A 24,501-nucleotide genomic window follows, 5' to 3' on the forward strand; every position below is an offset into this window, starting at 1 on the left:
TATTCACACGAGGGCCGAACAGTGAAAACTAAAAAAGTGTGTATCAGCCCCAGCCTCACCGCCAGTAGCCGCAGGCGGGAATCCCCCTACCAGCAACATTCTGAACTTTAGCGCAAACGTTTGTGCAAAGTTCCAAAAAATAAATGAAGCGTAACTCTGCTTCATTCATTTTCTTGTACATGCCTTAATTTCCCGGAGCATGCATAGAGGACTCCCGTACGATTAGACGGTGGGGAATGACAAAACGATTCGTATATCCGTCCTGATTATCCGGCTTCTGAATGTTCTGAATCAGTACCTGAGAGGCCGTATAGCCAAGATGATAAATCCCGATATCAATGCTGCTGATCGGAGGACTGGACAGCTCGGAGAGCGGGATATTGTTGAAGCTGACAATCGCCAGATCCTCAGGGACCTTGTACTTCAGCTCGTTCAATCCGCGGAGTACCCCGAATGAGACCATATCATCCACCGCAACAAGCGCTGTCGGACGGTTCGGAAGATTCATAAAGAAGGACATCGCCCTATAGCCGCTGTCCTGCAGGAATTCGCCTTCAACGATCCATTCATCCTTCATTTCCAGACCCTTGCCCTGCATGGCCTTGCGGTAACCCTCCAGCCGGTCGCGCGAGACGATGAGGTTCGGCGGCCCGCTGACGAAGCCGATGCGTTCATGCCCCATGGAGATGAGATGATTCGTCGCATCATAGGCGGCCATGATATTATCATTGTCCACTGACAGAATATCCTCGTAGCGGTCGCTCCGTCCCACCAGGACAAAGGGATAACCGCCCGACTGCAGGAAATCGATCACCGCATCGTCTTTTCGGGAATACAGCAGAATAACGCCGTCCACGCGGCGTCCCTTGAGCAGACGGGAGACAGCTTCAAGCTCCTCCTTCTCGTTTGCTCCGGAGCTGATCAGCACATCATAGCCGGAACGGCTGGACTGAGTGACGATCCCGCGGATTAATTCCATAAAAAACAAATTGGAGAACAGCTCTTCAGCCGGTTTCGGAAGAATGATGCAGATGCTGTTAGTGGTCTTGGATACCAGACTTTTGGCCATCATATTCGGGGTGTAGCCCATTTCTTCCATAATCACTTTGACCTTACGGGAAGTTTCTAAGCTGATTCTGGGATGGCCTGACAACACCCGGGACACCGTGGAGGGTGAGACCCCCGCTTTCTTGGCAACGTCCTTAATGGTAACTGTCATAGAAACCTCCTAATGGAACCGTTTGCTTTACACAGTAATATTAATCGAAGTGGGGATGATTGTAAATAGTGAAACCTCGCATAGGGCGTAATCCCCGTGGCTTCTACGTTCTGAGCACTACACAGCGATACGGCTTAAGCTATTGTGAATCTGGAAGTGGAGCAGAGGAGTATGCAAATCTGTGCAATGAAGAAGGGGATTTTGTGCAAAATTAGTGCAAATAGAGTAGGGTTTGGCTTATCAATCTCTAAAAAGTAAGCAGTTGAACATTACTTCTCCGGAAGATTAGCTGGTTCGAAAATTTCAGCAGACACCTATAAATACTCATTCTATAGAGGACACAACAGAATTGATTCTATTGTGTCCTGTACTAAGTAGTAGCTCTATTTCATTCTACAAACGTTTGCGCCAAAATGTTCTGAATCAGCCCATAAGAAACCGATCAGAGTTTAGGACATATTGGCCTGAAGCACAGCGAAGCCGTATGCCGGCAGCCTCAATGACAGCTTGCCGCGTTCGGCATGGATCGCTTCGCCGGTCCACAGGTTCTCCCAATTGCGTTCCTGAACGTCCAGCCGGAAGGTCTGCACCGTCTCCTCCGTATTAATCAGTACGATAATCAGATCATCACCCAGACTGCGCTCGTAGGCCAGCTTGCTGCCCCCGGCTGAGGCTTCAAGGAAGGTGAAGCGTCCGGTGCGCAGCGCCGGATGGCTGCCGCGGATCTCAATCAGCTTACGGTAAAAATTGAATAAATTGCGGTCCTGCCGCTCCGGGTCCCACTCCATACATTTACGGCAGTCCGGGTCTCCTCCGCCATCCATTCCGATCTCGTCCCCGTAGTAAATGCAGGGCGTGCCCATGAAGGTGAACTGGAACAGTGCAGCCAGCTTCATGACGTTCTTATCGCCCTCGGCTACAGTCAGCAGACGCGCAGTATCATGGCTGTCCAGCAGATTGAAGGCGACCTCACTGGCCTGGAGCGGATACCGGGACAGCTGTCTGCCGATCGAATGGGCGAAGCCTTCCGCATCGAGCGTTCCGTAGACGAAGAAGTCAAGCACCGCGTCTGTGAACGGGTAGTTCATGACGGCATCGAATTTGTCGCCTTCCAGCCAAGGGGCTGATTCATGCCAGATCTCGCCCAGAATGTAAGCCTCGGGATTGGCACGCTTTACGACTTTGCGGAAATCACGCCAGAATTCGTGATCCACCTCGTTGGCCACATCCAGACGCCAGCCGTCGATGCCGACCTCCTTGATCCAATACTCGGCAACCTTCAGCAGATACTCCTTCACCTCAGGATGCTCTGTGTTCAGCTTCGGCATCAGCGGCTCGAAGGCGAAGGCATCGTAGGTTGGAATATTGTTCACGACCTGGAGCGGATATTCCCTGATATGGAACCAGTTCTTATATTCCGAATCCTCGCCCTTCTCCAGTACGTCCACGAACGGGGCGAAGGTACGGCCCGCATGGTTGAAGACCGCGTCCAGCAGCACACGGATGCCGCGCTCATGACAAGCATCGACCAATCTTTTCAGCGTGTCCACATCACCGAAATGCGGATCGACCTGCATATAGTCCTCCGTGTCATATTTGTGATTGGTGGTGGCAGTGAAGACCGGTGTGAAATAAATGCCCGTAATGCCCAGCTCCGTCAGATGGTCGAGATGATCTATGACACCCTGCAGATCTCCGCCGAAGAAATTATCCGGCCGGGGGGTTCCGCCCCAAGGCTCCACATTAGCAGGGCTTATGCCGGGATTGCCGTTAGCGAACCGTTCCGGGAAAATCTGATAAAACACCGCATCCTTGACCCAGGCCGGAGGCGTGAAGACATCACCGCGGCTTATGTAGGGGAATTCAAACAGCCGGTTGGGGTTCGCGGGACGCTCCTTCTGGAAATCACTCTCTGTCATCCAGATCCGTTCTTGGCCCTGCTGCAGCAGGAAGCCATATTTCAGCCTGCGGTAGAGCGGAACCGATTCGCATTCCCAGTAATCGAACATTGCATCGGAAGTGAACAGGGTCATCGGGATCAATTCCTTGGTGGTGTCCCAGGCATATTTATCACCCGCCCAGGCGAAGACCTCGGTTAGATCCCCCTTCTTGGCACGCAGCCGCAGGTGGATGGTGTTGTGATCATAGGCATACGACCAGTTCAGGCGGGGACGATGATACACGGCTTCTAATAACATATTAATTCCTCCTAGATTTAGTTTGGCTATATAGATTGAACTTAAAAAATTAAGTTAAGGGAAAAGTGGCGGAGGGGAATTTTGGAACTGGAGGAGCGATAGCGACCGCCTTTGTCTGCGGATTTCGACCGCGAACAGCGGTATAAATCATGAAATCTGCAGACAACAGCGGCCGGAAGTCCAAAACTTCTCTGGAGTCACGGCTAATCCCAAAACATAAAAACCAGTAGTTCAATTTATATAGATTACGCACCCGATTCTGCACACAACAAAAAGGCACAACCGCCGGTTAGACTACGCCGAGGTTGTACCCGAGAAGGGACAGTGCCTTTAGATTGGTGAAGAATGAGGTGTTTCATGATGGTTTGGATTATAGCACGGAACAAAATGAGGTTCAAGAGGTTTGTACAAACAGTTGCACAAAGTTTCAGGAAGGGGAAACCGATTTCCAAAGTCTGTAAATTGATAATATTTAGCAATTATACAACAATATTCGTCTAAATACGACAAAAAATGCAGAAAAGAATTTTTAAACCGAAGTATATCCAAGTTATTTAAAGAAATCATGCGATAAAGAGAGTAAAGGTAACAATATACATTTTAAATGGCTAAATTTCATCGATTTTGCTATGTGCAAACGTTTTTACAACTGAGAGTTAGCTGATGTATTATGGATTCAGGAATGAAGCGCTTTCTAAACCGGGTATAACGTATCCGGAAGAGGTAATTGGATAAAGCAGAATTTTTTTTGAATCCTCTGAAATCGTTTGCGCAAACCAGGGAGCATCATCGTCAAGTCAAAGAAGCATCATCGTCAAATCAAGTGATATACACACACAGGAGGGGTTAAAAGGAATGAATCTCAAAAAACTTATGGTTCTCACCGCAGCGTGCTCGATGGCAATGTCAATTACGGCGTGCGGCTCAAACAACAATGCCGGAGGAAATGCGGCAGCGACTAATGCTCCTGCGGATAATGCAGCAGCTACCGATAATGCAGGAGCAGGCAGCAGCAACGCACCGGCAGCAGGTGAGATCGTCCCGGAAGAGGGCGCTTCACTTGTGATCTGGGAGAGTAAGGAAGAAAGACAGTTCGCTGAAGAAGTTGCGAAGCAGTTCACTGCCAAGTATAACGTTCCGGTCAAAATTGAAGAGGTAGCCCCGCCGGATCAGGTTGGCAAGCTCACACAGGATGGCCCTTCCGGCCTGGCTGCGGACGTCATCATCATTCCTCATGATAATCTCGGCAAGGCGGCAAGCGCGAGTCTGCTGCTCCCTAATGATATTTTTGCAGAACAGACCAAGGCGGAGAACACTGAGGCTTCCATCGTGGGTTCTTCCTATGACGGCGAGCTGTACGGCTATCCGAGAGCGGCGGAGACCTATGCGCTGTTCTACAACAAGTCTCTGGTCAAAGAAGCTCCGAAATCCTTCGATGACGTTATTGCCTTCAGCAAAACGTTCACGGATAAAGCCAAGAACCGTTACGGCATTATGTGGGAAGTCGGCAATATGTACTTCAACTATCCGTTCATCGCCACTACCGGAGGTTACCTGTTCGGCAAAGACGGTACCGACAAAGACGATATCGGCCTGAACAATGAAGGTGCGATCAAAGGCCTGACTGAATTTGCCAAGCTGAAGGAAGTCTTGCCGATCAAGAGCGGTGACATTAACCCGGACATCAAGCGCAGCCTGTTCAACAGCGGCGATGTCGCCATGGATATAACAGGACCTTGGGAGCTTGCCGGATATAAAGAAGCGCTGGGCGACAACCTTGGAATCGCTCCGGTTCCTACCATTGACGGCAAAACCGCCATTACCTTCTCCGGGATTAAAATTTTTACCGTCAACGCCTACACTCAGTATCCGAATGCGGCTAAACTCTATGCACACTTTGCTTCCGGCAAAGATTCGCAGCTGACACTTAACAAGCTGGTCGGCTCCGTGCCGACGAACCTCGAAGCGCTGAAAGATCCGCAGATTACGGGTGACGAGTTCGTATCCGCGTTCGCAGAACAGGCGAAGAACTCCCAGCCGATGCCTTCGATTCCTGAAATGGGGAACGTCTGGAGCCCGGTGAATGCAGCACTTCCGGCCATCTGGGATAACAATACCGATCCGAAGGCAGCCATGGACAAAGCTGTAGAGCAAATTAAGGACTTGAACAACGGGGCATCCGCCCAGTAACTACACAACCATCAGCTTACCGTGGAATTAGAGTTGCCCGCCGCATAGCCTGCGGCGGGCAGTTTCCTTGAATTCCGCACGGAGAGGAGAACGGAAGGGAAATGCAGCGACACAAAGCGAGAGCTGGAATACTGTCGGCCATTTTTATGGGACTCGGGCAAATATATAACCGCCAATTCATCAAAGGGCTTATGTTCATAGCTGTGGAAGCTGTGGCACTTATCTATTTCATTAGCAATCTGGGAAGAGCCTTCTGGGGGATTACTACGCTCGGGGAATCTCCAAGCCGTCTGGAAAAGGTAAAGGGGATTGCCAAAATGGTTCCCGGGGACCATTCCATCGTCATTCTGATTGAAAGCTTGATCACCCTGCTGTTCTTTGTGTTATTCCTGATCGTCTGGTATATGAATATTAGGGATGCCTATAAAATCGGAGCAGAACGCGAAAACGGCCGTCCGTCCAATACATTTAAACAATCTGTACGTTATATCCTCGATTATAAATTCGCCCAGAGCTTCCTGCTGCTCCCTGGTATGGGCATTCTGTTCTTCACCATTATGCCGATCATCTTTATGATCATGCTGGCTTTTACCAACTATGCTGCACCGAACCACATTCCTCCGGCGAAGCTTGTAGACTGGGTAGGGTTCGAGACCTTCCGCAATCTGCTGGTGCTGAAATCATGGAGCCATACCTTTTACGGTGTACTTACCTGGACCATTATCTGGGCGGTTCTTTCGACTGTAACTACTTATTTCGGCGGGATGCTGGTTGCCCTGCTGATCAGCCAAAAAGGCATACGCTTCAAAGGCATGTGGAGAATGCTCCTGATCATTCCTTACGCCATTCCGCAGATGATCTCGCTCCTCTTGATGCGCAATCTGTTCAACGGGCAGTTCGGCCCGATAAACCAGTACCTCGGCTACTTCGGACTAGGCGGCCTGCCTTGGCTGACTGATCCATTCTGGGCCAAGGTTACGGTTATTGTCGTGAACATGTGGGTGGGTATTCCGGTATCCATGCTGCTGATTATGGGCGTGCTGACTACGATACCGCGGGATATGTACGAAGCAGCTGAAGTGGACGGGGCTACGAATTATCAGAAGTTCCGGATTGTTACACTGCCGATGATTCTGTTCTCTACCGCCCCTACGCTGATTATGCAGTTCGCCGGTAACATCAACAACTTCAATGCGATCTTCCTGCTGACGGGAGGGAACCCGGTGAACGGGAACTACCAGTACGCCGGCTCGACGGATCTGCTCGTTACCTGGCTGTATAAGCTGACGCTGGATCAGAACAAGAATAATATGGCGTCTGCGATCGGCATTATTCTGTTCATCATTGTTGCCGGGTTCTCCCTGTACAATTACCGCCGGACCAAATCGTTCCAAGAGGAGGACATGATTCAATGATCATCGGACGCAAGGCAGCGAATTTTATTCGTCTCTGCTTAAGCTATATCGTTCTTGTTGCACTGGCGGTTGCTGCAATCTATCCGGCACTCTGGATCCTGCTTGCCTCGTTCCGGCCGGGTAAATCCCTGTACAGCAAGACGCTGATTCCCGAAACGTTCACGCTCAGCCATTATAAGGAACTGTTCACCTCACCGGTCTACATGTTTGGAACCTGGTATGCGAATACGCTCAAGATTGCAGTGTTCTCGATGCTGATTGGGGTGGTGCTGACGCTGTTGACCAGCTATGCCTTATCCCGGTTCCGGTTCAAAAGCCGCAAGACTACCATGTCCACTCTGCTGATCCTCGGGATGTTCCCGGGCTTCATGAGCATGATTGCCATCTATCTGCTGCTGAAGGAGTTCAATCTGCTGGATACCCATCTGGCGCTGATTATCGTCTATGCAGCCGGAGCGCCGCTCGGAGGAACGCTGATCGCCAAAGGCTTCCTCGACACAATTCCGCGTTCGCTGGATGAAGCCGCGCGGATTGACGGGGCGAGCAACTTCGGTATTTTTACCCGGATTATTCTGCCGTTATCCCGTCCGATGATCACTTATATAGCGCTGACCCTGTTTGTCGGCCCATGGGTCGATTTCATCTTCGCCAAGCTGATTCTGCGGACCAAGGAGAACTGGACGGTTGCCGTGGGGATGTGGGACATGGTCAATACGATGCAGAATTCCAACTTCACGCTGTTCGCGGCGGGAGCTGTGCTGATCTCTGTACCCATTATGATTCTCTTCGGCTTCCTGCAGCGTCTGCTGGTTGACGGCCTGACGGCGGGGGCCAGCAAGGGGTAGGACATAGCAATTAGTGAATGTATGTACGAATAACAGGTGCGGCCTTGAAGCAGTTCTGAGGGGCTGATGGGATAAAAGGATGAAGGGGGAGCGGGTGTGGAAGTGTATTGCGGGAACCTGCGCTTTTCTATAAGATGGATGAGGTTAGATGCAGGATATCCTGAATACTGAAGGTGATGTCATGGACAAACATTTATTTCTGAACGGCGGAGGTCCTCCGTTTACCCGTGGACTGGCACGGAGGTTCGTAAGCGTGATGGCAGCAGGACCAGTCGTTGTATTATTTGAAGAAGGCCAAGACTGGCCGGACTATATGGCTGCTTGCATGCAGACACTGGTTGATGCGGGGATATCCGAGATCCGTTATTTGCCGCTGAAATCCACAGCTATGGAGACAGCTATGGAGAGTCTGCGGGCTTGCGGCGGGATCTTTATCGGAGGCGGGGATACGGATCTGTATGCCGACCTGATTGTGGATACCCCTATCGGTGAGGTGATCCGGCAGCGTTATGAGGCGGGAATACCGGTTGCGGGATTCTCGGCAGGAGCGTTGATTAGCCCGGAGCGGTGTGTAATTTCCGCCAAGGATAATGAGAGCAGACAATTCAAACACCGCAAGGGTCTCCATCTGATTCCTGATCTGCTGCTATCCGTCCATTTCACCCAGTGGGATGAGGAGGAGCATTTACGGACAGCGGTCCGTACCCTCGGCGAGCTGCCGAATTACGGAATAGACGAAGAGACCGGCATCTACCTGCTGAACGGACAGCCCGAAGAGATAGAGGGCGGAGGGGTGTATAGTCTGGTGAATGGAATATTGACAAGAATCCACTAAGGATGATGAACGGGAGCAGAGGGCGCGGGCCTTCTGCTCTTGTTTTTTGCCGGGAAGCCTGGGCATGTAGGCTCCAGACTGGTATGAAGGCATGTAGGCGGAAAGTAATCGAAAAACCGATCACAATGTGTTGGGAGGAGGCATCCGGGCCGGAGGGGTTAACCCGCTGCTTGTCCTGCATGCGCTCAAGCGATACACTTGTGCTATCGATACTGGCAGAGGGGAGGCGGGCGGTGTGGCGGAGATGAACGGGAGTTTTTTTGAGCAGGGATTGCTGGAGCGGGATTATAGCCCGCACTTTCTGGCTTACTATTATAAGCAATGGAGCAATTATACGATGGCTTACCATCATCACAACTCCACGGAGATCATGTATCTTATCTCGGGCAGCTGTGTAGTGGAGGTGCGGGATGAAGCGGGCGGCGATACGCCCTTCCGGCTGAAGCGGGGAGAGATGATTCTGCTGGATGCGGAGGTGCCGCACCGGCTGATTGTGGAAGAGGGCTCCTCATGCCGGATGCTAAATGTGGAATTTGCTTTTACCGAATATGGGGGCGTAGTTCCGTCCATTGGCAGCTTGGCCCGGGAGGAGGAGGTGCTGGCAGAGCTGCTGCGGCATCCGTTCGATAGTCTGGTGTTGTCCGATCAGGAGGAGGTTTTCCATGTGTTGAAGGCGCTGGTGCTGGAGCTGGATCAGCGCGGGCGGAAGGGAAGCAGCATGGTGCATCTGCTCTTTGCGGAGCTGCTGCTGCGTCTGGCCCGGCTGCGCATGGAGTCGCTCCCGTCCAGCCAGCAGCCCTCACAGCTCTATGTGCGGCGGGCGATCGAGTTCCTGCATCAGAATTATGACCGGAGCATTCAGGTTAAGGAGGTTGCGCTCTCCGTGAATGTTCACCCGGGTTATCTGCACCGCATCTTCCGGACGCACACAGGGCAGACCCTGACGGACTACTTGAACCAGCTGCGTATGGAGAAGGCCCGGATGCTGCTGGGTCAGGGGGAGATTCCGGTTGCGGAGATTGCCGACTATGTGGGGATCAGCAGCAGGCAGTATTTTCATCTGCTATTCAAGAAATATTCAGGCTGCACTCCTATCGAATACCGCAACTCTATCGAACGCCACTACTGGAGTGAAGGATAGCTACGCGTCCATTCCGGGCTTGTTATTCTGCGCATAAGGTTAGGATTGTTGACAGGTTACCCGCAAAATGGTCATGATATTGGTTACGCTTCCGGCAGTCCCCTTGTTACAATGGACAGGAGTCAATAATTCATTGCCGGAGGATGATTATTATGTCTTTTAAAGTAACCTTTATCGGGGCAGGCAGTATCGGATTCACCCGCGGACTGCTGCGCGACCTGCTGACTGTGCCGGAATTCCGTAATATCGAAGTTTCGTTCATGGATATAAACAGCCATAACCTGGACATGGTCACTGAGCTGTGCCAGCGGGATATTAAGGAGAATGGTCTGGATATCACCATCTCTTCCACTACGGACCGCAGGGAAGCGCTCAAGGGGGCCAAGTACGTATTTTGTACTATTCGTATGGGGGGCCTTGAGGCCTTCGCTACCGATGTGGATATTCCGCTGAAGTATGGCGTGGATCAGTGTGTAGGAGATACGCTGTGCGCAGGCGGGATTATGTACGGGCAGCGCGGGATTGCGGAGATGCTGGAGATCTGCCGTGATATCCGTGAGACAGCTGCGCCGGATGTATTACTGCTGAACTACTCGAATCCGATGGCTATGCTGACCTGGGCCTGTAATAAATACGGCGGTGTGCAGACCATCGGGCTCTGCCATGGCGTACAGCATGGACATCAGCAAATCGCTCAGGTGTACGGCCTGGAGAAATCGCAGGTGGACATTATCTGTGCCGGGATCAATCACCAGACCTGGTACATCTCTGCGAAGCATGAAGGCAAGGATCTGACGGCAGGTCTGCTCGAGGCTTTCGAGAAGCATCCTGAGTACAGCCGTACCGAGAAGGTACGGATCGATATGCTCCGCCGCTTCGGCTATTACAGCACGGAATCGAACGGTCACCTGAGCGAATATGTGCCCTGGTACCGCAAGCGCCCGAGCGAGATCATGGACTGGATTGATCTGGGCGTGTGGATCAACGGGGAGACGGGCGGGTACCTGCGGGTCTGCACGGAAGGCCGCAACTGGTTCGAGACGGACTTTCCGAACTGGATGAAGGACCCGGCGCTGGAGTACATCCCGGAGAAGCGGGGCGAGGAGCATGGCTCGTTTATTATCGAAGGGCTGGAGACAGGGCGTGTGTACAGAGGCCACTTCAACATGGTGAACAACGGCGTGATCTCCAATCTGCCGGATGATGCCATTATTGAAGCGCCGGGCTACGTGGACCGCAACGGCATCTCGATGCCGCTGGTCGGTGACCTGCCGCTTGGACCGGCGGCGGTCTGCAACGTCAGCATCTCTGTGCAGCGCCTGGCGGTAGAAGCAGCTGTGCATGGCGACGACAAGCTGCTGCGCCAGGCGTTCATGATGGACCCGCTGGTCGGCGCCGTCTGCAATCCGAAGGAGATCTGGCAGATGGTTGACGAGATGCTGGTGGCCGGAGAACAGTGGCTGCCGCAGTACAGCGCAGCTATTGCAGAAGCGAAGGAACGCCTTGCCTCCGGTGACCTGATCCCGACGAATGCCGGCAACGAAGGCGCCGCCCGGCTCAAGGTGAAGTCAGTAGACGAGATGATGCAGGACCGCGAAGCCGCGAACAAGAACGCCGGGGAATCCGACAAGGGCAAGGACCGCGAGAAGGTGCAGTAAGCGGAGCAGGCATAAGCCTGGTCGGAGCGGAGAAAGATTGGAATTAGGGCTGTCCCAAAAGTCATGATGACTGCTTGGGATAGCCCTTTATTTTGGGGTAGGTGGAGGTGGGGGGCGAGCGCGCAGGGTCCGGGTGTATGCGAAAAACCGAACACAATATGCTGGGAGCAGCGACCCGGGCCGAATGTATGCGAAAAACCGAACACAATTTGCTGGAGAGCAGGTACGCGGGCCAGATGTGTGTGAAAAACCGAACACAATTTACTGGGAGCGGGCACGCGGTCCAGATGTATGCGAAAAAACGAACACAATGTGCTGGAGAGCAGGCACGCGGGCCAAATGTATGCGAAAAACGGCTCCCCTTGCTGTGATGGGGGAAATAGGTGGATATTGGGCACTTGCTAACCAATAAATAGACGATACTCCGGCGAGAGTTGGAAAAACAACACTTAAATATTCATACCTCTCCCGGTAGCAGCCAAATCGGCAATAGCAGATGCTGTTTTTCCACTTAGTTCCCTATAATCGTCAAACGTTGAAGAATTAAGCTGCATTAATCCACTTGTTATCTGCAGTGGTTGTGGATGCTGTAGCTATGGTTAGCCCGCAGGAGTATTAATTCTACTATTTCCGTTGGTTTGCGAGATTGTAAAGCAGTTCCTCACTCCCGAATCAGCTTCTCCTGCTGCAGCCGCGCGATCTTGCGGCGGATAGGCAGGCTGAGCCAGATGAAGAACAGGCCCAGAATGATAACGGACACTCCCACGACGAGGTTGATTTTGTAGATGTTAGAAGAAGTGTTCAGCATAATCAGCATGAGATTTAAAGAGCCGATGATCAGCTCCATGAACGCGAGGGACAGATAGACTTTATAGATTCTCTGATAGTGCTTGATCTTGGAATCTGCATCGGTATAGATCTGGAAGGGGCCTTCCGAGGCCTTCCTTCTGAAGAACACCCAGCGTTGGTTCATGAAGGCACGATTGGCCTTGGTAGGGGTCCCGGATGGCACCCGCTCGGCTCCGGTCTCCTCCATGAATTGCAAGTAGCCTGCCGCCTCCTTCGGGTCCTTCTCCAGCAGCTCAATCCGGTAAATATACTCCCCCTTAGCGCTCTCTTCGAACACATAACGGGCCCAAGAATGCTCCACCAGGGCCAATCCCTTGGCCGACATTTCATTCAGCCACGCTTCTTCCTTCTCGAAATCCATGAAAAATTTGCGCACCACCTGACTCATTACACTTCGCCTCCCAGTAGTTTTCTTCCATTAGTGAGCAACTCATCAAGCCTTGTCATTTCACTCTGGACGATCGATTTGCCTAGCTCCGTAATCTGATACTCCTTCTTGCGGGAATCTTCTCCGCCAGCCAGCAGCTTGATCCAGCCTCGTTCCACAAGTGTGCTTAACGCCCCGTATAACGTGCCTGCACCCAGCTCCACACGCTGATTGCTCAGCAGCTTCACGTTCTGCATAATCCCGTAGCCGTGCATCGGGGTGAGCAGGGACAAGAGGATATAATAGACGCCTTCGGTCAGCGCCCCGTATTCATTGTTGCCGGACAATGCCATCACCTTCCTTATCGCGTATCTTTGAGCTTCATTTCACAGACCGGAAATTTCCTGTGTATCATTCGACGTTATAGCATCTGACGTTATACCATGTGTCGATATATCGTTAACCGATACATTTAGTATATCGGCTGCCGATATAATAGTCAACAGGGTTTTTGCAGCCAACATCCGCGCACCAAAAATCCCCTGCCCGCCGTTCACACGGTTTGCAGGGGATCCTTCTTACAGTATGAATCTGCGCGTAACGCTCATTCTACGGTCAGTCTGGAGAGCAGCTGCTCAGGCTTCGATTGCTTTTTTGCCGAAAAAAGCCTTCAGCGCCAGATACACTTCCTTCTTATCCTTAATCACATAATGCATGAACTGCTCCTGCTTCAGGTGGCGGTAGGCGGACATCAGGGTGCTGCTGCGGTTGTACTGGTTCACCTCGCCGTAGCCGAACATGTTGCTGCGCTTCAGCAGCTCGCCGATCAGCTTGACGCAGCGCTCATTGTCGGAGGTCAGATTGTCGCCATCCGAGAAATGGAAGGGATAGATGTTGTATTTGGCAGGCGGATAGCGGCTGTCGATAATCTCCAGTGCTTTTTGATACGCCGAGGAGCAGATCGTCCCCCCGCTCTCCCCCCGGGTGAAGAAGTCATGCTCGCTGACCTCTTTGGCTTCCGTATGATGGGCCAGGAACACAATATCCACCTTCTCATACTGGCGGCGCAGGAAGCGGGTCATCCAGAAGAAGAAGCTGCGGGCGCAGTATTTTTCAAAAGTGCCCATACTGCCTGAGGTGTCCATCATGGCGATAATCACGGCATTCGAGTGAGGGACCGTGATGTCATCCCAGGTTTTGTAACGCAGATCATCAGGGCTGATGCTGTGTATTCCGGGATTGCCGCTGCTGGCATTGCGCCGCAGATTCTCAAGCAGTGTACGCTTTTTATCGATGTTCGACATCATGCCTTTTTTGCGGATATCATTGAAGACAATCGACTTGACCTCAATCTCTTCCTTATCCTTCGGCTTCAGATGGGGAAGCTCCATGTCCTGGAACAGAATATCCTCCAGATCCTCGAGATCGACCTCGGCCTCAACGGTATCCGCTCCAGGCTGATCGCCGGCCTTATCCCCTTTGCCCGGCTGGGCCGACTGGGAGTCGCGCCCGAGGACATCGCCCACCTGGCTGTCCCCGTCTCCCTGTCCGACATGCTTCTGCTTGCGGAAATTATAGATAATCCGGTATTCATCCAGACTGCGGATCGGCACCTTCACAATCTGCTTGCCGCCTGACAAAATAATATTCTCCTCGGTAACCAGATCGGGCAGATTGCCCTTGATGGCTTCTCTGACCTTTTGCTGGTGACGCTCCTGATCCTGATGGCCTTTGCGGTGAAGGGACCAGTCTTCTTTGGATACGACAAATGCGTATGGACCGGACGGCTGGGACAAGGATGACCACCTCCCATGGACTGTGTTATTCGGTAATGTCACTACGGAGACTAAGACGAAGCAGCAGGTTGTAACTAAAGTATATTCAGGGAGATGGGGGATATGTGAGCTGTATTATTCACTGATTTCTTCAATGAGCAGCTTATAGCTGTTAGAACGGGCTTCGCCGGAGTACCGGCGTCCGTCGATGGTGAACAGATACAGGGCAGCCGTGGAGCCTTGAAGATCCTTGCCCATATAATCCGCATTTATTGTGACAAAGTAAGTGAGTGTGACGGTCTGCCCCGCTTCCAGCGTTCCCAGAGCAACTGTTCCGCTATATGGCGTACCGGGCACGGCGATAGCGCTTATGGTAACGATATCGGGATTAATGACGGTACCCTGCGGTACAATTCGGATCACCGAGACCTCTGCCGGATAATTCCCGCTATTGGACACGTAAATGTTGAATTCCGCGATACCTCCAGGCTCGACGATGGGCGGCTCGCCCTCAATCTGAATGGAAATGATGGGCGTGAACAGCAACGTGGTCACCGCATTGGAGCGGGAGAGCTGCCCGACATTGCGCCCGTCCGGCAGGGAGAACGTATACTGGACCACTCCCTGATTCTGAATGGCCGGCGTCTGGCGGATATCGGTGGCACCTGGAATAGATACGAGAAAATCTACCGCCATAACAGCGCCTGCCCGTAAGGTGCCCAGCGGAATTCCGTCCCCGGGGCGGACGCCCCTCTGGGGAACCCCGTCAATACGGACACTGTCCCAGATGAACAGTACGCTTGGCGGAATGGCGTCCGCCAGCAGTGCGTTCACCGCCATATTACCGCTATTCTGTACAGTGAACTCGTACCGCAAGTTGTCACCGGGCGCTGCGCTGTAGAGATCAACCTTCAGCCTTACCGATAATCCGGGCTGGATGACTGTAATCTGAACCGTGTTGCTTGTGGTGGAGGTTCTGTTGTCGTTGACCTCATAAGAGATCTGCGCGTTCGCCATAATCGCCGATCCTGGAGGGTTCGAGGCCACCCTTACACGGTAGGAGACCTCGGTGCCTGCTCCTGTCGGGAGCGAACCCAGTCCGATGCCTGAAGCCGGGTCAGCCTCAGGTTGATAAATCCCGCCTGCAATAACACTTCCGGGAAGGAAGGAGGTGCCCTCCGGAAGGGGGAGCGCAGCAAGGACTCCGGTCAGCGGCCGGGTGCCTTCGTTCCTGAGTTGAAGGGTATAGGTGACGACATCCCCAATGAAGGTAGTGGGAGTGCTGGCCGAGAGCAGGGAGGACAACTGGTAGGACAGCAGGGAGACACTGACCGGATTGGAGCGGATCTCCCCGTTCACCGTTCTTCCTTCAGGTGTAGTGAAGGAATACGTGCCAACCGCCCTGTTATGCAGCGCGAGTGAAGGCGGAAGCGAGATAACAATGACCTGGAAGGCGATACTGACTCCCGAATGGGCGGCGAGTACGCCAAGGGGAATGCCGGAAGACGGAGTGACCCCCGGAAGGGGGACTCCGTCTCTAAGCACACTATTGGCAATGAACGAGACGCCTGGGGGAAGCACATCCGTGATGGTGACAACCGCCCCGGTATTGCCGCTATTCCTGGCGGTCACAGTGTAGACGAGCGTCTCCCCCAGGGAGGCGCTCAGGCGGTCTGCTTGCTTTTGCAGTGATAATACCGGGCCCACCACAAGCGTATTGACGGTATTGGAATAGGTAACCGATTCAGTGCCCTCTGCCGAGCTGTACAGAACCATGGACTGATTACTTACGACAGGCTGGAGCTGTGAGCCGTCTGTCATATGACGATGACCTGAACCTGGAAGGTTACCGTTGTGGTCGCTCCCGGGGCGATCGTTCCGATCACAATACCGGTGCCCGGATTTGCTCCGGGACGCGGAGTGCCATCCACAGTTACGCTGCCTGCAACGAACTGGCTGCCGGCCGGGATCGGGTCAACAAGGACCACATTGTTGACGGGAACAATGCCGTTGTTGGTTACGGCAATCGTATAGGTGATGATATCGCCGACTACAGCATCGACAGCCGGAGTGCTCTTGACTGCCGTTACGTCCGGTGAAGAGACTGGAATGACGAGTGTATTTGATAGTGCAGAGCCTGAGAGCAGACGTCCATCAGGCGGCGTGAAGGTGAAGGTTGCCGCCGCCTGGTTCACCAGCTGCTGCGGTGAAGGCAGGGAAGCGACAGTTACCTGTAGGGTGACGAGCATAGTAACTGTGGCACCCGCTGGAACTGTACCCAGATTGATTCCGGTAGTCGGATCAGCGCCGGGAACGGGCTGGCCGTTAACCAGTACACTGTTCGGTATGAAAACAGTTCCCGCAGGGATAGAATCGGTTAAGGTGACGACTGCTGCAAGATTACCTGTATTGGTGACGCTGAGTGCATAAGTGACAGTATCTCCAACTGTGGCATTAGTGGTATCCGCAGATTTCAGGACACCGATAATCGGCTGGAATACCGGGGTAATTAGATTATTGGAATAAGAGGCGCCGGAGAATGCCCCGGAGGTGAAGCTGACCGAAGCCTGATTATTCAGTGTGGCCGGATTAGGAAGACTGTTGACGAGAATATTGAAGGTGACCTGGACCACCGCACCAGGGGCGATAGTGCCAAGCGAGATCCCGTTTGCAGGGTTGCCCCCCGGCAGCGGAGTGCCGTCCACGACCACGCTGCCGGCTACAAAGGAAGAACCGGCCGGAATCGGATCGCTCAGCACTGCATTGTTAACCGGTGCAATTCCATTATTGGTGACTGCGATGCTGTACGGAACGGTATCGGTCACTACGGCATCGGTAACAGTGGTGCTCTTGACCACAAGTACATTCGGCGAAGATACGGAAATCTGGTTGATGTTCGAGCTGGCGGATTGATTGAAGACGCGTCCGTCAGGCAGCGTATAGTTGAAGGCGATAATGGCCTGATTGCTGAGCTGCTGGCTGGCTGGCAGCGTGTCGATCACTACAGAGAATACTATGGTCAGTGATGCACCGGCTGCAACACTGCCCAGAGGGATTCCGGTAGCGGGATCTGCACCCGGAGCAGGGAAGCCGTTAATCAGTACACTGTTCGGAACCAGAGTTGTACCTGCGGGAATGGTATCAGTCAGGGTGGCCGATGCCGCATAGTTCCCTGAATTGCTGACATTAACGGTATAGACAATGGTATCGCCTACCGTTGCATTCTGAGAGCTGGAGCTCTTGGCTGCAGCGATAACCGGCTGGAAGACCGGGGTGGTCACAATGTTCGAGAAGGCTACACTGGACAGGGCACCGGAAGTGAAGCTGACGGATGACTGATTGTTCAGTACACCTGAAGCCGGCAGAGACGTAACCGTTACGTTAAAGGCCACCGTTACAGAAGCGCCCGGAGCGATGCTGCCTATGGTCACCCCGGTAGCCGGTGAAGAAGCGGGACGAGACACGCCGTCTACGAGCACACTGCCCGGTACAAAGGCGGTACCGGCAGGCAGAGCATCTGTGAATACCACATTATTAACCGTAGCAATACCGTTATTGGTCAGGGTCACGGAATAAGTGATGGTGTCGCCCACATTGGTTGCGGTGGTTGCGGTGGTTTTGACGACAGCCAGATTCGGATTCGAGACAGGGATGGTCAGGGTATTGGTGAGCACCGACCCTCCCAGGGTTCTTCCGTCAGGCAAGGTGAAGCTGTAAGCAACCGTTCCCTGATTCACCAGCAGCTGCGGCGATGGCAGTGAAGTGATCACCACCGAGAATGAGACAGCTACAGTGGCCCCCGGAGCGATAGTTCCGGCAGCAATTCCTGTGGAGGGATTAGCTTGCGGCAGAGGCAGCCCGTTAATCAGTACACTGTTCTCCTCAAAGGTAGTTCCGGCCGGGATATTGTCCGTTACGGTCAGAATTGCTGCGTAGTTGCCTGTATTGCTGACCGTTATCGTGTAGGTTACGGTATCACCGACTGTTGCATTGGCGGTATTGGCTGTTTTGACCGCAGCGATATTGGGCTGGAAGACAGGCACCGCCACGGGATTGGAGAAGGTGGAGCCGCTAAATACACCTGAGGTGTAAGTTACTGTAGCCTGATTGTCTATGGAGGCATCCCCGGGTACAGAGGTGACAGTGACACTGTACGAGACGACGGCACTAGCCCCGGAGGCAAGCGTACTGAGTGTAATCCCTGATGCCGGGTTGGCATTCGGAAAAGGCACCCCGTTCACCGATACGCTGCCCGGCACAAAGGCAGCCCCGTCTGGTGTTGGATCACTGAGGATCACATTGTTCACCGGGTCTATACCGTTATTCGTGATATTTACGGAATATGCAATAGTGTCACCTAGTGCCACTGAAGTGGAGGAGGTGCTCTTAACCACCGACAGGTTAGGGGCAGAGACTGCGATGGTCACGGTATTGGAGATGGCACTTCCGCTGAGCAGCCGCCCGTCAGGCGGAGTGAAGGTATAGGTGGCGTTTGCCTGATTGACAAGCTGCTGCGGTGAAGGCAGAGACACGATGAAGACCGTGAAGCTGACAGATACACTGGCACCGGGAGCTACAGTTCCAACAGTAATTCCGGTATCCGGTGCAGCCCCCGGCTGAGGGAATCCGCCGACAATGACGCTGTTGGGGTCAAATGTAGTACCCGCCGGGATGTTGTCGGTTAACGTAACATTGGCTGCAAGGTTACCGCTATTGCTGACCACAATGGTATAGATGACCGTATCGCCTACTGTGGCGTTCAGGTCACTGGCGCTTTTGACAAGGGAGATCTGCGGTTGTGTGACCGGTGTGGTGGTGACGTTGGACGATGAAGAGCCGGAGAAGACCCCGGAGGTGAAACTGACGGTGGACTGGTTATTCACCTGTGAAGGAATCGGCATGGTTATTCTCACCTCGAATGTGACGGCAACGGAGGCTCCAGGCCCCAGGCTGCCGATTGGGATGCCGGCCGACGGAACTGACAACGGCTGGGAGACGCCGCCGACAATTACGGTTCCGGGAAGGAACGCTGCATTCTCTGGCAAGGGATCGCTGAGAATGATATTGCTGACAGAGGTAATGCTGTTATTCGTCAGCACGGAGGTGAATGTAAGGATGTCGCCGGTCACGGCATCAATGGCATTGACGCTTTTGACAACACTGACATTCGGTGCCGAGACGGGAACCGTAAGTGTGTTCGACACGGTGTTACCGCCAAGCTGACGCCCATCCGGCAGGGTGAAAGTATAGGATGCAGCTGCCGAGTTAGGCAGCTGCTGGTTTGGGGGAAGCGAAGTAACCGTAACAAGGAAACTGACTACGACGCTGTCTCCGGGAGCAAGCGGCCCCACCGGAATGCCTGTTAATGGGCTATACCCAGGTAACGGGGTCCCGCCTATACTTACGCTGTTGGTCTCGAATACCGTCTGCGGCGGCAGGGAATCGGTCAGATTCAGCATTGCCGCGATATTGCCAGTGTTGCTGGCCAGGATGGAGAAGGAGAGCAGACTGCCGACAGAGGCCTGTGCAGGGCTTGAGCTTTTGACCAGTCCAATGACTGGAATGAAGACCGGGGTAGACACTGTATTGGACAGGGCTGCTCCGCTGAATGAGCCGGCCGTAAAGGAGGCGCTGGCCCGGTTGCTCAGTTGAGGCGGGCTTGGAATAGAGTTGGCATTCACCTGGAAGACAACGATGCTTGTGGCACCCGCAGCAAGTGTTCCGAGAGCAATCCCGGCATTTGGATTGGCAGAGGGTACGGCTGTCCCGTTCACCGTGACAGTTCCTGCTACAAAGGCACTGCCTGCCGGAGCCGGATCAGACAGCACTACATTGTTAACAGCTACGCCGCTGGGGTTGGATACAGAGACGGTGTAGGTAAGATATTCGCCTACAGCCACTGAGGTGAGATTGGCATTTTTTAGAATCGTGATGTTGGGGGCAGAGACTGGAATAGTCACCGTATTGGATACACTTCCGCCGGACAGAGAGCGTCCGCTGGGCAACTGATAGGTATAGCTGCTGCTGCCCTGGTCCGTCAAGGTTGCCGGAGACGGCAGGGATTGGACAGTGGTCAGGAAGGTTACGGTAAAGGCGGCTCCCGGTGCTACGGACCCGAGCGGGATTCCGCTTACCGGAGAATCTGACGGACGGACCACACCGTTTACTGTAACGCTTCCGGCGACGAAGGCAGACCCGGCAGGGATCGTGTCAGTTAGGGTCACATTCGCTGCGAGATTACCGGTGTTCTGCACCTGCAGCGTGTATTGTACATTTCCTCCAACCGTGGCGCTGCTTGGGCTGGAGCTTTTGACGATACCGATTATTGGCTGGTACACAGGAGTGAGTATTGTATTGGACTGTGTAATGGCGTTAAATGTCCCAGAGCTGTAAGAGGCCGATGACTGGTTGGCGAGCTGGCCGTTTCCCGGCACAGAGGTGACACTTACCTGGAAGGTAACCGTTACGCTGGCCCCCGCAGCAAGGGTACCTACGGAAATCCCTGAAGTCGGATCAGCGGAAGGCCGGGAGCTGCCGGCTACCACAACACTTCCCGGCACGAAAGAGCTGCCGGCGGGGATCGGATCGGAGAGCACGACATTCGTCACGGCTTCAATTCCATTATTGGTGATCACTGACGAATACAGCAGGGTGTCGCCTACGGTGACATCCGGGAAGCTGGCGCTCTTGACGATGGAGACATTAGGCAGTCTGACCGGTATGGTGAGCGTATTGGAGGCTGCCGTACCGTTAACGGTACGTCCGTCAGGAACCAGGAAGGTATAGGCGGCTGTCGCCTGGTCAACGAGCTGCGGAGGAGAAGGCAGGCTGTTCACCAGCACGCGGAACTGGACTGTCGAGCTTCCTCCCGCTGCGATGGTGCCGATGGCGATTCCGGCGGCGGGATTACCCGCTACAGGCGTACCGTTCACCGTGAAGCTCCCCGGAACATAGGTGCTGCCCGCAGGAATGTTATCCGTGAGTGTAGTGGTGGCACCGATATTGCCGGTGTTGGCTATCTGCAGCGTGTAGAGAATCTGATTCCCGACGGTTGCGTTGGTAGTATTGGCGCTTTTGACAATGCCGAGAACCGGAGAATACACCGGCAGCGATTGTGTGTTGGAGGGAATCACCCCGCTCACAATCGGGCCCCCGGCCACACTCTGGAAGGTGAAGGCAGCGTTAGCCGTGTTGGGCACAATTTGCGGATTCGGCAAGGAAGTCACCCTGGCTTGATAGGTGACCGTTATGGAAGTGCCCAGAGCAAGTGAACCCAGCGGGATGCCGGAGGTTATATCATAAGTCGGCCTGGCAACACCGGCTACCACCACACTTCCTGTGACAAAAGTAAGACCTGCCGGTAAAGCATCCGACAATACAACACTGGCTGCGCTTGCCGTACCGGTATTGTTGACCGTTACAGTGTAGGTGACCAGATCGCCAACGATGGTACCGGCGACATTGGCGCTTTTGGTCAAGGAGATCTTGGGCGCATTGATGTCAATTTGCAGCCCGTTGGCGTTAACGACATACGCATCGCCCGAAGTAGTTAAGGTCAGGAGTGCGGAGGACTGGTTATTGACCAGGCGCGCAGAGACATCCACATTCGTGATATCCCAGCCCTGCCGCCCCCCGACAATGTTGGAGCCTGGACTGCCGTTGGTCTGGTTGCGGGTGCCGAACGTGCCGGTCGTATTCAGATTGCCGGCATCATTGTTAATCTGCGAGGCAAAAAAGTTGTTGGCAAAGTTATTAGGACCTGACAGGGCGACCTGAGTAGTAGAAGTAGGGCCGAAAAGCGCCTGGTCTCCCGAGCGGTTGGCATCTCCTTCCTGGGCGCTGAACTGGATACGTCCGCCCAGCGCGCCGGTAACAGGTGTGGCGAAGCCGGTAATGGTGGTGACCACCGGGGCCGAGGAGGCCTGGACAAGGACAGCGCCTGCGCGCAGGGACATGTTGCGGAAGGGCAGCGACGGATTCTGGTAGATGACGGCGAGTGTCCAGCCGGCATGGTTGGCAGTGGAATCACCGGGAATTACGATAGTCCCGACTACACCGCCAGTGACATAGGTTCCGGCACCGGAGGCTTGAATAGTGCTGGTCACATTGGCGGAACGGACATATGCGAGTGCTCCGCCGCCCAGATCCACCGAATTGGCTGTGGCTGAGTCGGGGGTTACACTGACCGTGTTCCCTAGCGGTGTAGTGAAGGATACAGGGTTGTTGATTGCCGCAGTGAGATTGACGGTACCATTAACATAGGAACCGCCCCAGATCAGCTCGGCATACAGAACTGTGCTTCCGGCAGGGAGAACCAGAATAGCTGCTGAACTGTTGCTCTGATATAGACTGGTAGTGCCAGCAGGATAGGTGCCGTATACAGAAGCTGTATTAATCGTAGAGAAGCCTCCGATACTGTCCTGTGTACCCGGTACACCGGCAGTTTCAGAGCGGCTTAGTCCCAGCGTGTTGCCAGTGAAAGTGATGGCGCCTGTTGCATTAACCGTAGACCGAACGACTAGAGGAATAATTTTCACCTCCTTTTGAATAGAAGCTCAGACAGTCAAAAAAAAGCAGACCGGCTCTGTGTGAGCCGATATGCCATCTTGCTTGTGTTGTATTAACCTATGTTCCGTTTTGGGCAATCTTGTATGTCCATCCCGAATTTCATAACATATATTTCCTGTTCTGCAGCCGAAGCCGGCGCTCTAGCAGTGCCTGTGGTTCAGGCAGCACCTTCCGGCTCATCGCCTCCAGTTCCTCATCGGTAATCTCCCGCTTAATGACGGCGAAGTGGTACATAATTTCGTGAATGACATTGGACTGCAGCGTCTTCAGAACCTCGAGCTCTTCCGCATCATACAGATTGTCGTCATACGGATATTGATAGAACAGCTCCATCCGCAGCAGTCTGAAGTCAAACGGCGGCAGCGGCACGGGATAATCCGGGATCTCCGGGCACAGCGGGCTCTGATAGGGCTGGAAGAAGCGGCCGGTGAAATACCGTGGGGTATACTCATCGAACTTTTGCTTAAACATAGGGTTGGAGGCATGCGGGAAGCTATGGGCATAGGGTGAGAGAATACACACAACCGCTTGGTGTGTGCTTATTCTATAAATCTCTGACATCGCTGCAAACAGATCGTTCACATAAGGCATCACCCGGCTGGCCATAACGAATTCAGCCGTATTGTCGGGCAGGGGGATTCCTTCGCAAATATCGCAGACGATATCCACCCCGGGGTACTGTGTGCGGTCGATTCCCAGATACCCGGACTCTTTGCCGGGGCCGCAGCCGATATCGATTCTCAAGGGATACCACTCCTTCAAATGCTGAATAAGGCTCTTCATCTATTGTATTAGTCCGGCGCTTCTGTGCGTACGGCTGATGCCCAGCCCGTAACGGCAAGTTTACACTACCCGGCTTATGGGGTAATCCATAGGTAAGGTAAGCAGCACACAACCAACAGAGGAGGTACACATCATGAGACTAGAGCGTACGCTACCCGCTATGACAGCAATCGCTGTATTGATGCTCACCCTGACGGCTTGCGGCGGGAACAGCCCTGCGGAAGCCCCCGGAGAATCGTCCTCAGCAGGCTCATCGGGAATCCCTGTACAGACAGCGGCGTTACCTCTCGCCAGTCCGGTGCTGAAGCCTGGTCCTTCCGCAGCCGCAGAGTCAGAGAAGATCCAGGGCTCAGGCACTTATGTCGGGCAGATGGATACCCATTCCGTGGAGATTGTGACAGAAGAAGGGCCGACGGCCTTTGAACTCGGTGCAGGCACAGCGGATGCGCCGGAAGGACTTGAGATGGATGATCCTGTAGTATTTACTTATGTGAAAAAAATAGTCGGAAAAGATCCTGTCGTGATTCAGCGGGTATTGTCCAGTCTGGCCAAAGCGGACTGATTCGGCAGAGTGCCCTGAACCCGAACCCGGGCTGCAATGGCGGAATACCCCATGGGTATCCGCCATTGCAGTTCTTTTTGCCGCCTTTGGAATCGG

The 24,501-nt window shown here is 53.6% G+C and carries 15 protein-coding genes; 7 read left to right on the top strand and 8 right to left on the bottom strand.

All coding sequences use genetic code 11. The annotated features are described in order from the left end of the window. Positions 1–184: 184 nt before the first annotated feature. Both MKY12_RS07655 and MKY12_RS07660 read right to left on the bottom strand, forming a co-directional pair. Positions 185–1,219: a LacI family DNA-binding transcriptional regulator gene (locus MKY12_RS07655; protein WP_076079097.1), complete on the bottom strand. Its 1,035-nt coding sequence runs from the start codon at positions 1,217–1,219 to the stop codon at positions 185–187. Positions 1,220–1,668: 449 nt separating this feature from the next. Then, the gene (locus MKY12_RS07660; RefSeq protein WP_339313348.1) at positions 1,669–3,417 is read right to left on the bottom strand and encodes an alpha-glycosidase; all 1,749 of its coding nucleotides are present in this window, start codon (positions 3,415–3,417) and stop codon (positions 1,669–1,671) included. A gap of 855 nt (positions 3,418–4,272) precedes the next feature. On the opposite strand from MKY12_RS07660, the gene MKY12_RS07665 reads away from it, so the two are divergent. The 6 genes from MKY12_RS07665 to MKY12_RS07690 all read left to right on the top strand — a co-directional run bounded on the left by MKY12_RS07665 (position 4,273) and on the right by MKY12_RS07690 (position 11,501). Further along, entirely contained in the window at positions 4,273–5,607 is a 1,335-nt protein-coding gene (locus MKY12_RS07665) for a maltose ABC transporter substrate-binding protein (protein WP_339313349.1), read from the top strand. Positions 5,608–5,708: 101 nt separating this feature from the next. Then, positions 5,709–7,022: a sugar ABC transporter permease gene (locus MKY12_RS07670; protein WP_036721402.1), complete on the top strand. Its 1,314-nt coding sequence runs from the start codon at positions 5,709–5,711 to the stop codon at positions 7,020–7,022. Beyond that, positions 7,019–7,867, top strand: a complete 849-nt coding sequence (locus MKY12_RS07675; RefSeq protein ID WP_076155095.1) for a sugar ABC transporter permease — start codon at positions 7,019–7,021, stop codon at positions 7,865–7,867. Before MKY12_RS07670 ends, MKY12_RS07675 begins: the two co-directional genes overlap by 4 nt. Before the next feature lie 181 nt (positions 7,868–8,048). Beyond that, positions 8,049–8,702 (top strand): Type 1 glutamine amidotransferase-like domain-containing protein, encoded by a 654-nt coding sequence (locus MKY12_RS07680; protein ID WP_339313351.1) that lies wholly within the window; start codon positions 8,049–8,051, stop codon positions 8,700–8,702. A 244-nt stretch (positions 8,703–8,946) separates the two neighbouring features. After that, positions 8,947–9,843, top strand: coding sequence for an AraC family transcriptional regulator (locus MKY12_RS07685; protein ID WP_339314819.1), 897 nt, complete (start codon positions 8,947–8,949; stop codon positions 9,841–9,843). Positions 9,844–9,995: 152 nt separating this feature from the next. Beyond that, positions 9,996–11,501, top strand: a complete 1,506-nt coding sequence (locus MKY12_RS07690) for an alpha-glucosidase/alpha-galactosidase (RefSeq protein ID WP_339313353.1) — start codon at positions 9,996–9,998, stop codon at positions 11,499–11,501. A gap of 661 nt (positions 11,502–12,162) precedes the next feature. Here MKY12_RS07690 and MKY12_RS07695 read toward each other — a convergent pair. The 6 genes from MKY12_RS07695 to MKY12_RS07720 form a co-directional block, all read right to left on the bottom strand. Continuing rightward, a complete protein-coding gene (locus MKY12_RS07695; protein WP_036721413.1) occupies positions 12,163–12,738 on the bottom strand; it encodes a DUF2812 domain-containing protein in 576 nt (191 codons plus the stop codon). Continuing rightward, positions 12,738–13,070, bottom strand: coding sequence for a PadR family transcriptional regulator (locus MKY12_RS07700; protein ID WP_036692768.1), 333 nt, complete (start codon positions 13,068–13,070; stop codon positions 12,738–12,740). Before MKY12_RS07700 ends, MKY12_RS07695 begins: the two co-directional genes overlap by 1 nt. A gap of 282 nt (positions 13,071–13,352) precedes the next feature. Continuing rightward, positions 13,353–14,513 (bottom strand): sporulation protein YhbH, encoded by a 1,161-nt coding sequence (yhbH, locus tag MKY12_RS07705; protein ID WP_209872814.1) that lies wholly within the window; start codon positions 14,511–14,513, stop codon positions 13,353–13,355. A gap of 114 nt (positions 14,514–14,627) precedes the next feature. Then, positions 14,628–16,313, bottom strand: a complete 1,686-nt coding sequence (locus MKY12_RS07710) for a DUF11 domain-containing protein (RefSeq protein ID WP_339313354.1) — start codon at positions 16,311–16,313, stop codon at positions 14,628–14,630. Further along, a complete protein-coding gene (locus tag MKY12_RS07715) occupies positions 16,310–23,029 on the bottom strand; it encodes a hypothetical protein (protein WP_339313355.1) in 6,720 nt (2,239 codons plus the stop codon). Before MKY12_RS07715 ends, MKY12_RS07710 begins: the two co-directional genes overlap by 4 nt. A gap of 130 nt (positions 23,030–23,159) precedes the next feature. Then, positions 23,160–23,804 carry a methyltransferase domain-containing protein gene (locus tag MKY12_RS07720; RefSeq protein ID WP_339313357.1) on the bottom strand — a complete coding sequence of 215 codons (645 nt, stop codon included), beginning with the start codon at positions 23,802–23,804 and terminating at the stop codon, positions 23,160–23,162. 172 nt (positions 23,805–23,976) lie between these two features. Between MKY12_RS07720 and MKY12_RS07725 the strand changes: the two genes are divergently transcribed. After that, complete coding sequence (locus MKY12_RS07725; protein WP_339313358.1) at positions 23,977–24,405, top strand: hypothetical protein; 429 nt, start codon at positions 23,977–23,979, stop codon at positions 24,403–24,405. Positions 24,406–24,501 lie beyond the last annotated feature (96 nt).

Source organism: Paenibacillus sp. FSL M7-0896 (assembly GCF_037975415.1).
In the GTDB taxonomy this organism is placed as follows: Bacteria; Bacillota; Bacilli; order Paenibacillales; family Paenibacillaceae; genus Paenibacillus_AQ; species Paenibacillus_AQ silagei.

Coding starts and splice junctions, on each gene's coding strand:
- MKY12_RS07655 (WP_076079097.1), bottom strand. CDS start 1,219: ATGACAGTTACCATTAAGGACGTTGCCAAGAAAGCGGGGGTCTCACCC.
- MKY12_RS07660 (WP_339313348.1), bottom strand. CDS start 3,417: ATGTTATTAGAAGCCGTGTATCATCGTCCCCGCCTGAACTGGTCGTAT.
- MKY12_RS07665 (WP_339313349.1), top strand. CDS start 4,273: ATGAATCTCAAAAAACTTATGGTTCTCACCGCAGCGTGCTCGATGGCA.
- MKY12_RS07670 (WP_036721402.1), top strand. CDS start 5,709: ATGCAGCGACACAAAGCGAGAGCTGGAATACTGTCGGCCATTTTTATG.
- MKY12_RS07675 (WP_076155095.1), top strand. CDS start 7,019: ATGATCATCGGACGCAAGGCAGCGAATTTTATTCGTCTCTGCTTAAGC.
- MKY12_RS07680 (WP_339313351.1), top strand. CDS start 8,049: ATGGACAAACATTTATTTCTGAACGGCGGAGGTCCTCCGTTTACCCGT.
- MKY12_RS07685 (WP_339314819.1), top strand. CDS start 8,947: ATGAACGGGAGTTTTTTTGAGCAGGGATTGCTGGAGCGGGATTATAGC.
- MKY12_RS07690 (WP_339313353.1), top strand. CDS start 9,996: ATGTCTTTTAAAGTAACCTTTATCGGGGCAGGCAGTATCGGATTCACC.
- MKY12_RS07695 (WP_036721413.1), bottom strand. CDS start 12,738: ATGAGTCAGGTGGTGCGCAAATTTTTCATGGATTTCGAGAAGGAAGAA.
- MKY12_RS07700 (WP_036692768.1), bottom strand. CDS start 13,070: ATGGCATTGTCCGGCAACAATGAATACGGGGCGCTGACCGAAGGCGTC.
- MKY12_RS07710 (WP_339313354.1), bottom strand. CDS start 16,313: ATGACAGACGGCTCACAGCTCCAGCCTGTCGTAAGTAATCAGTCCATG.
- MKY12_RS07725 (WP_339313358.1), top strand. CDS start 23,977: ATGAGACTAGAGCGTACGCTACCCGCTATGACAGCAATCGCTGTATTG.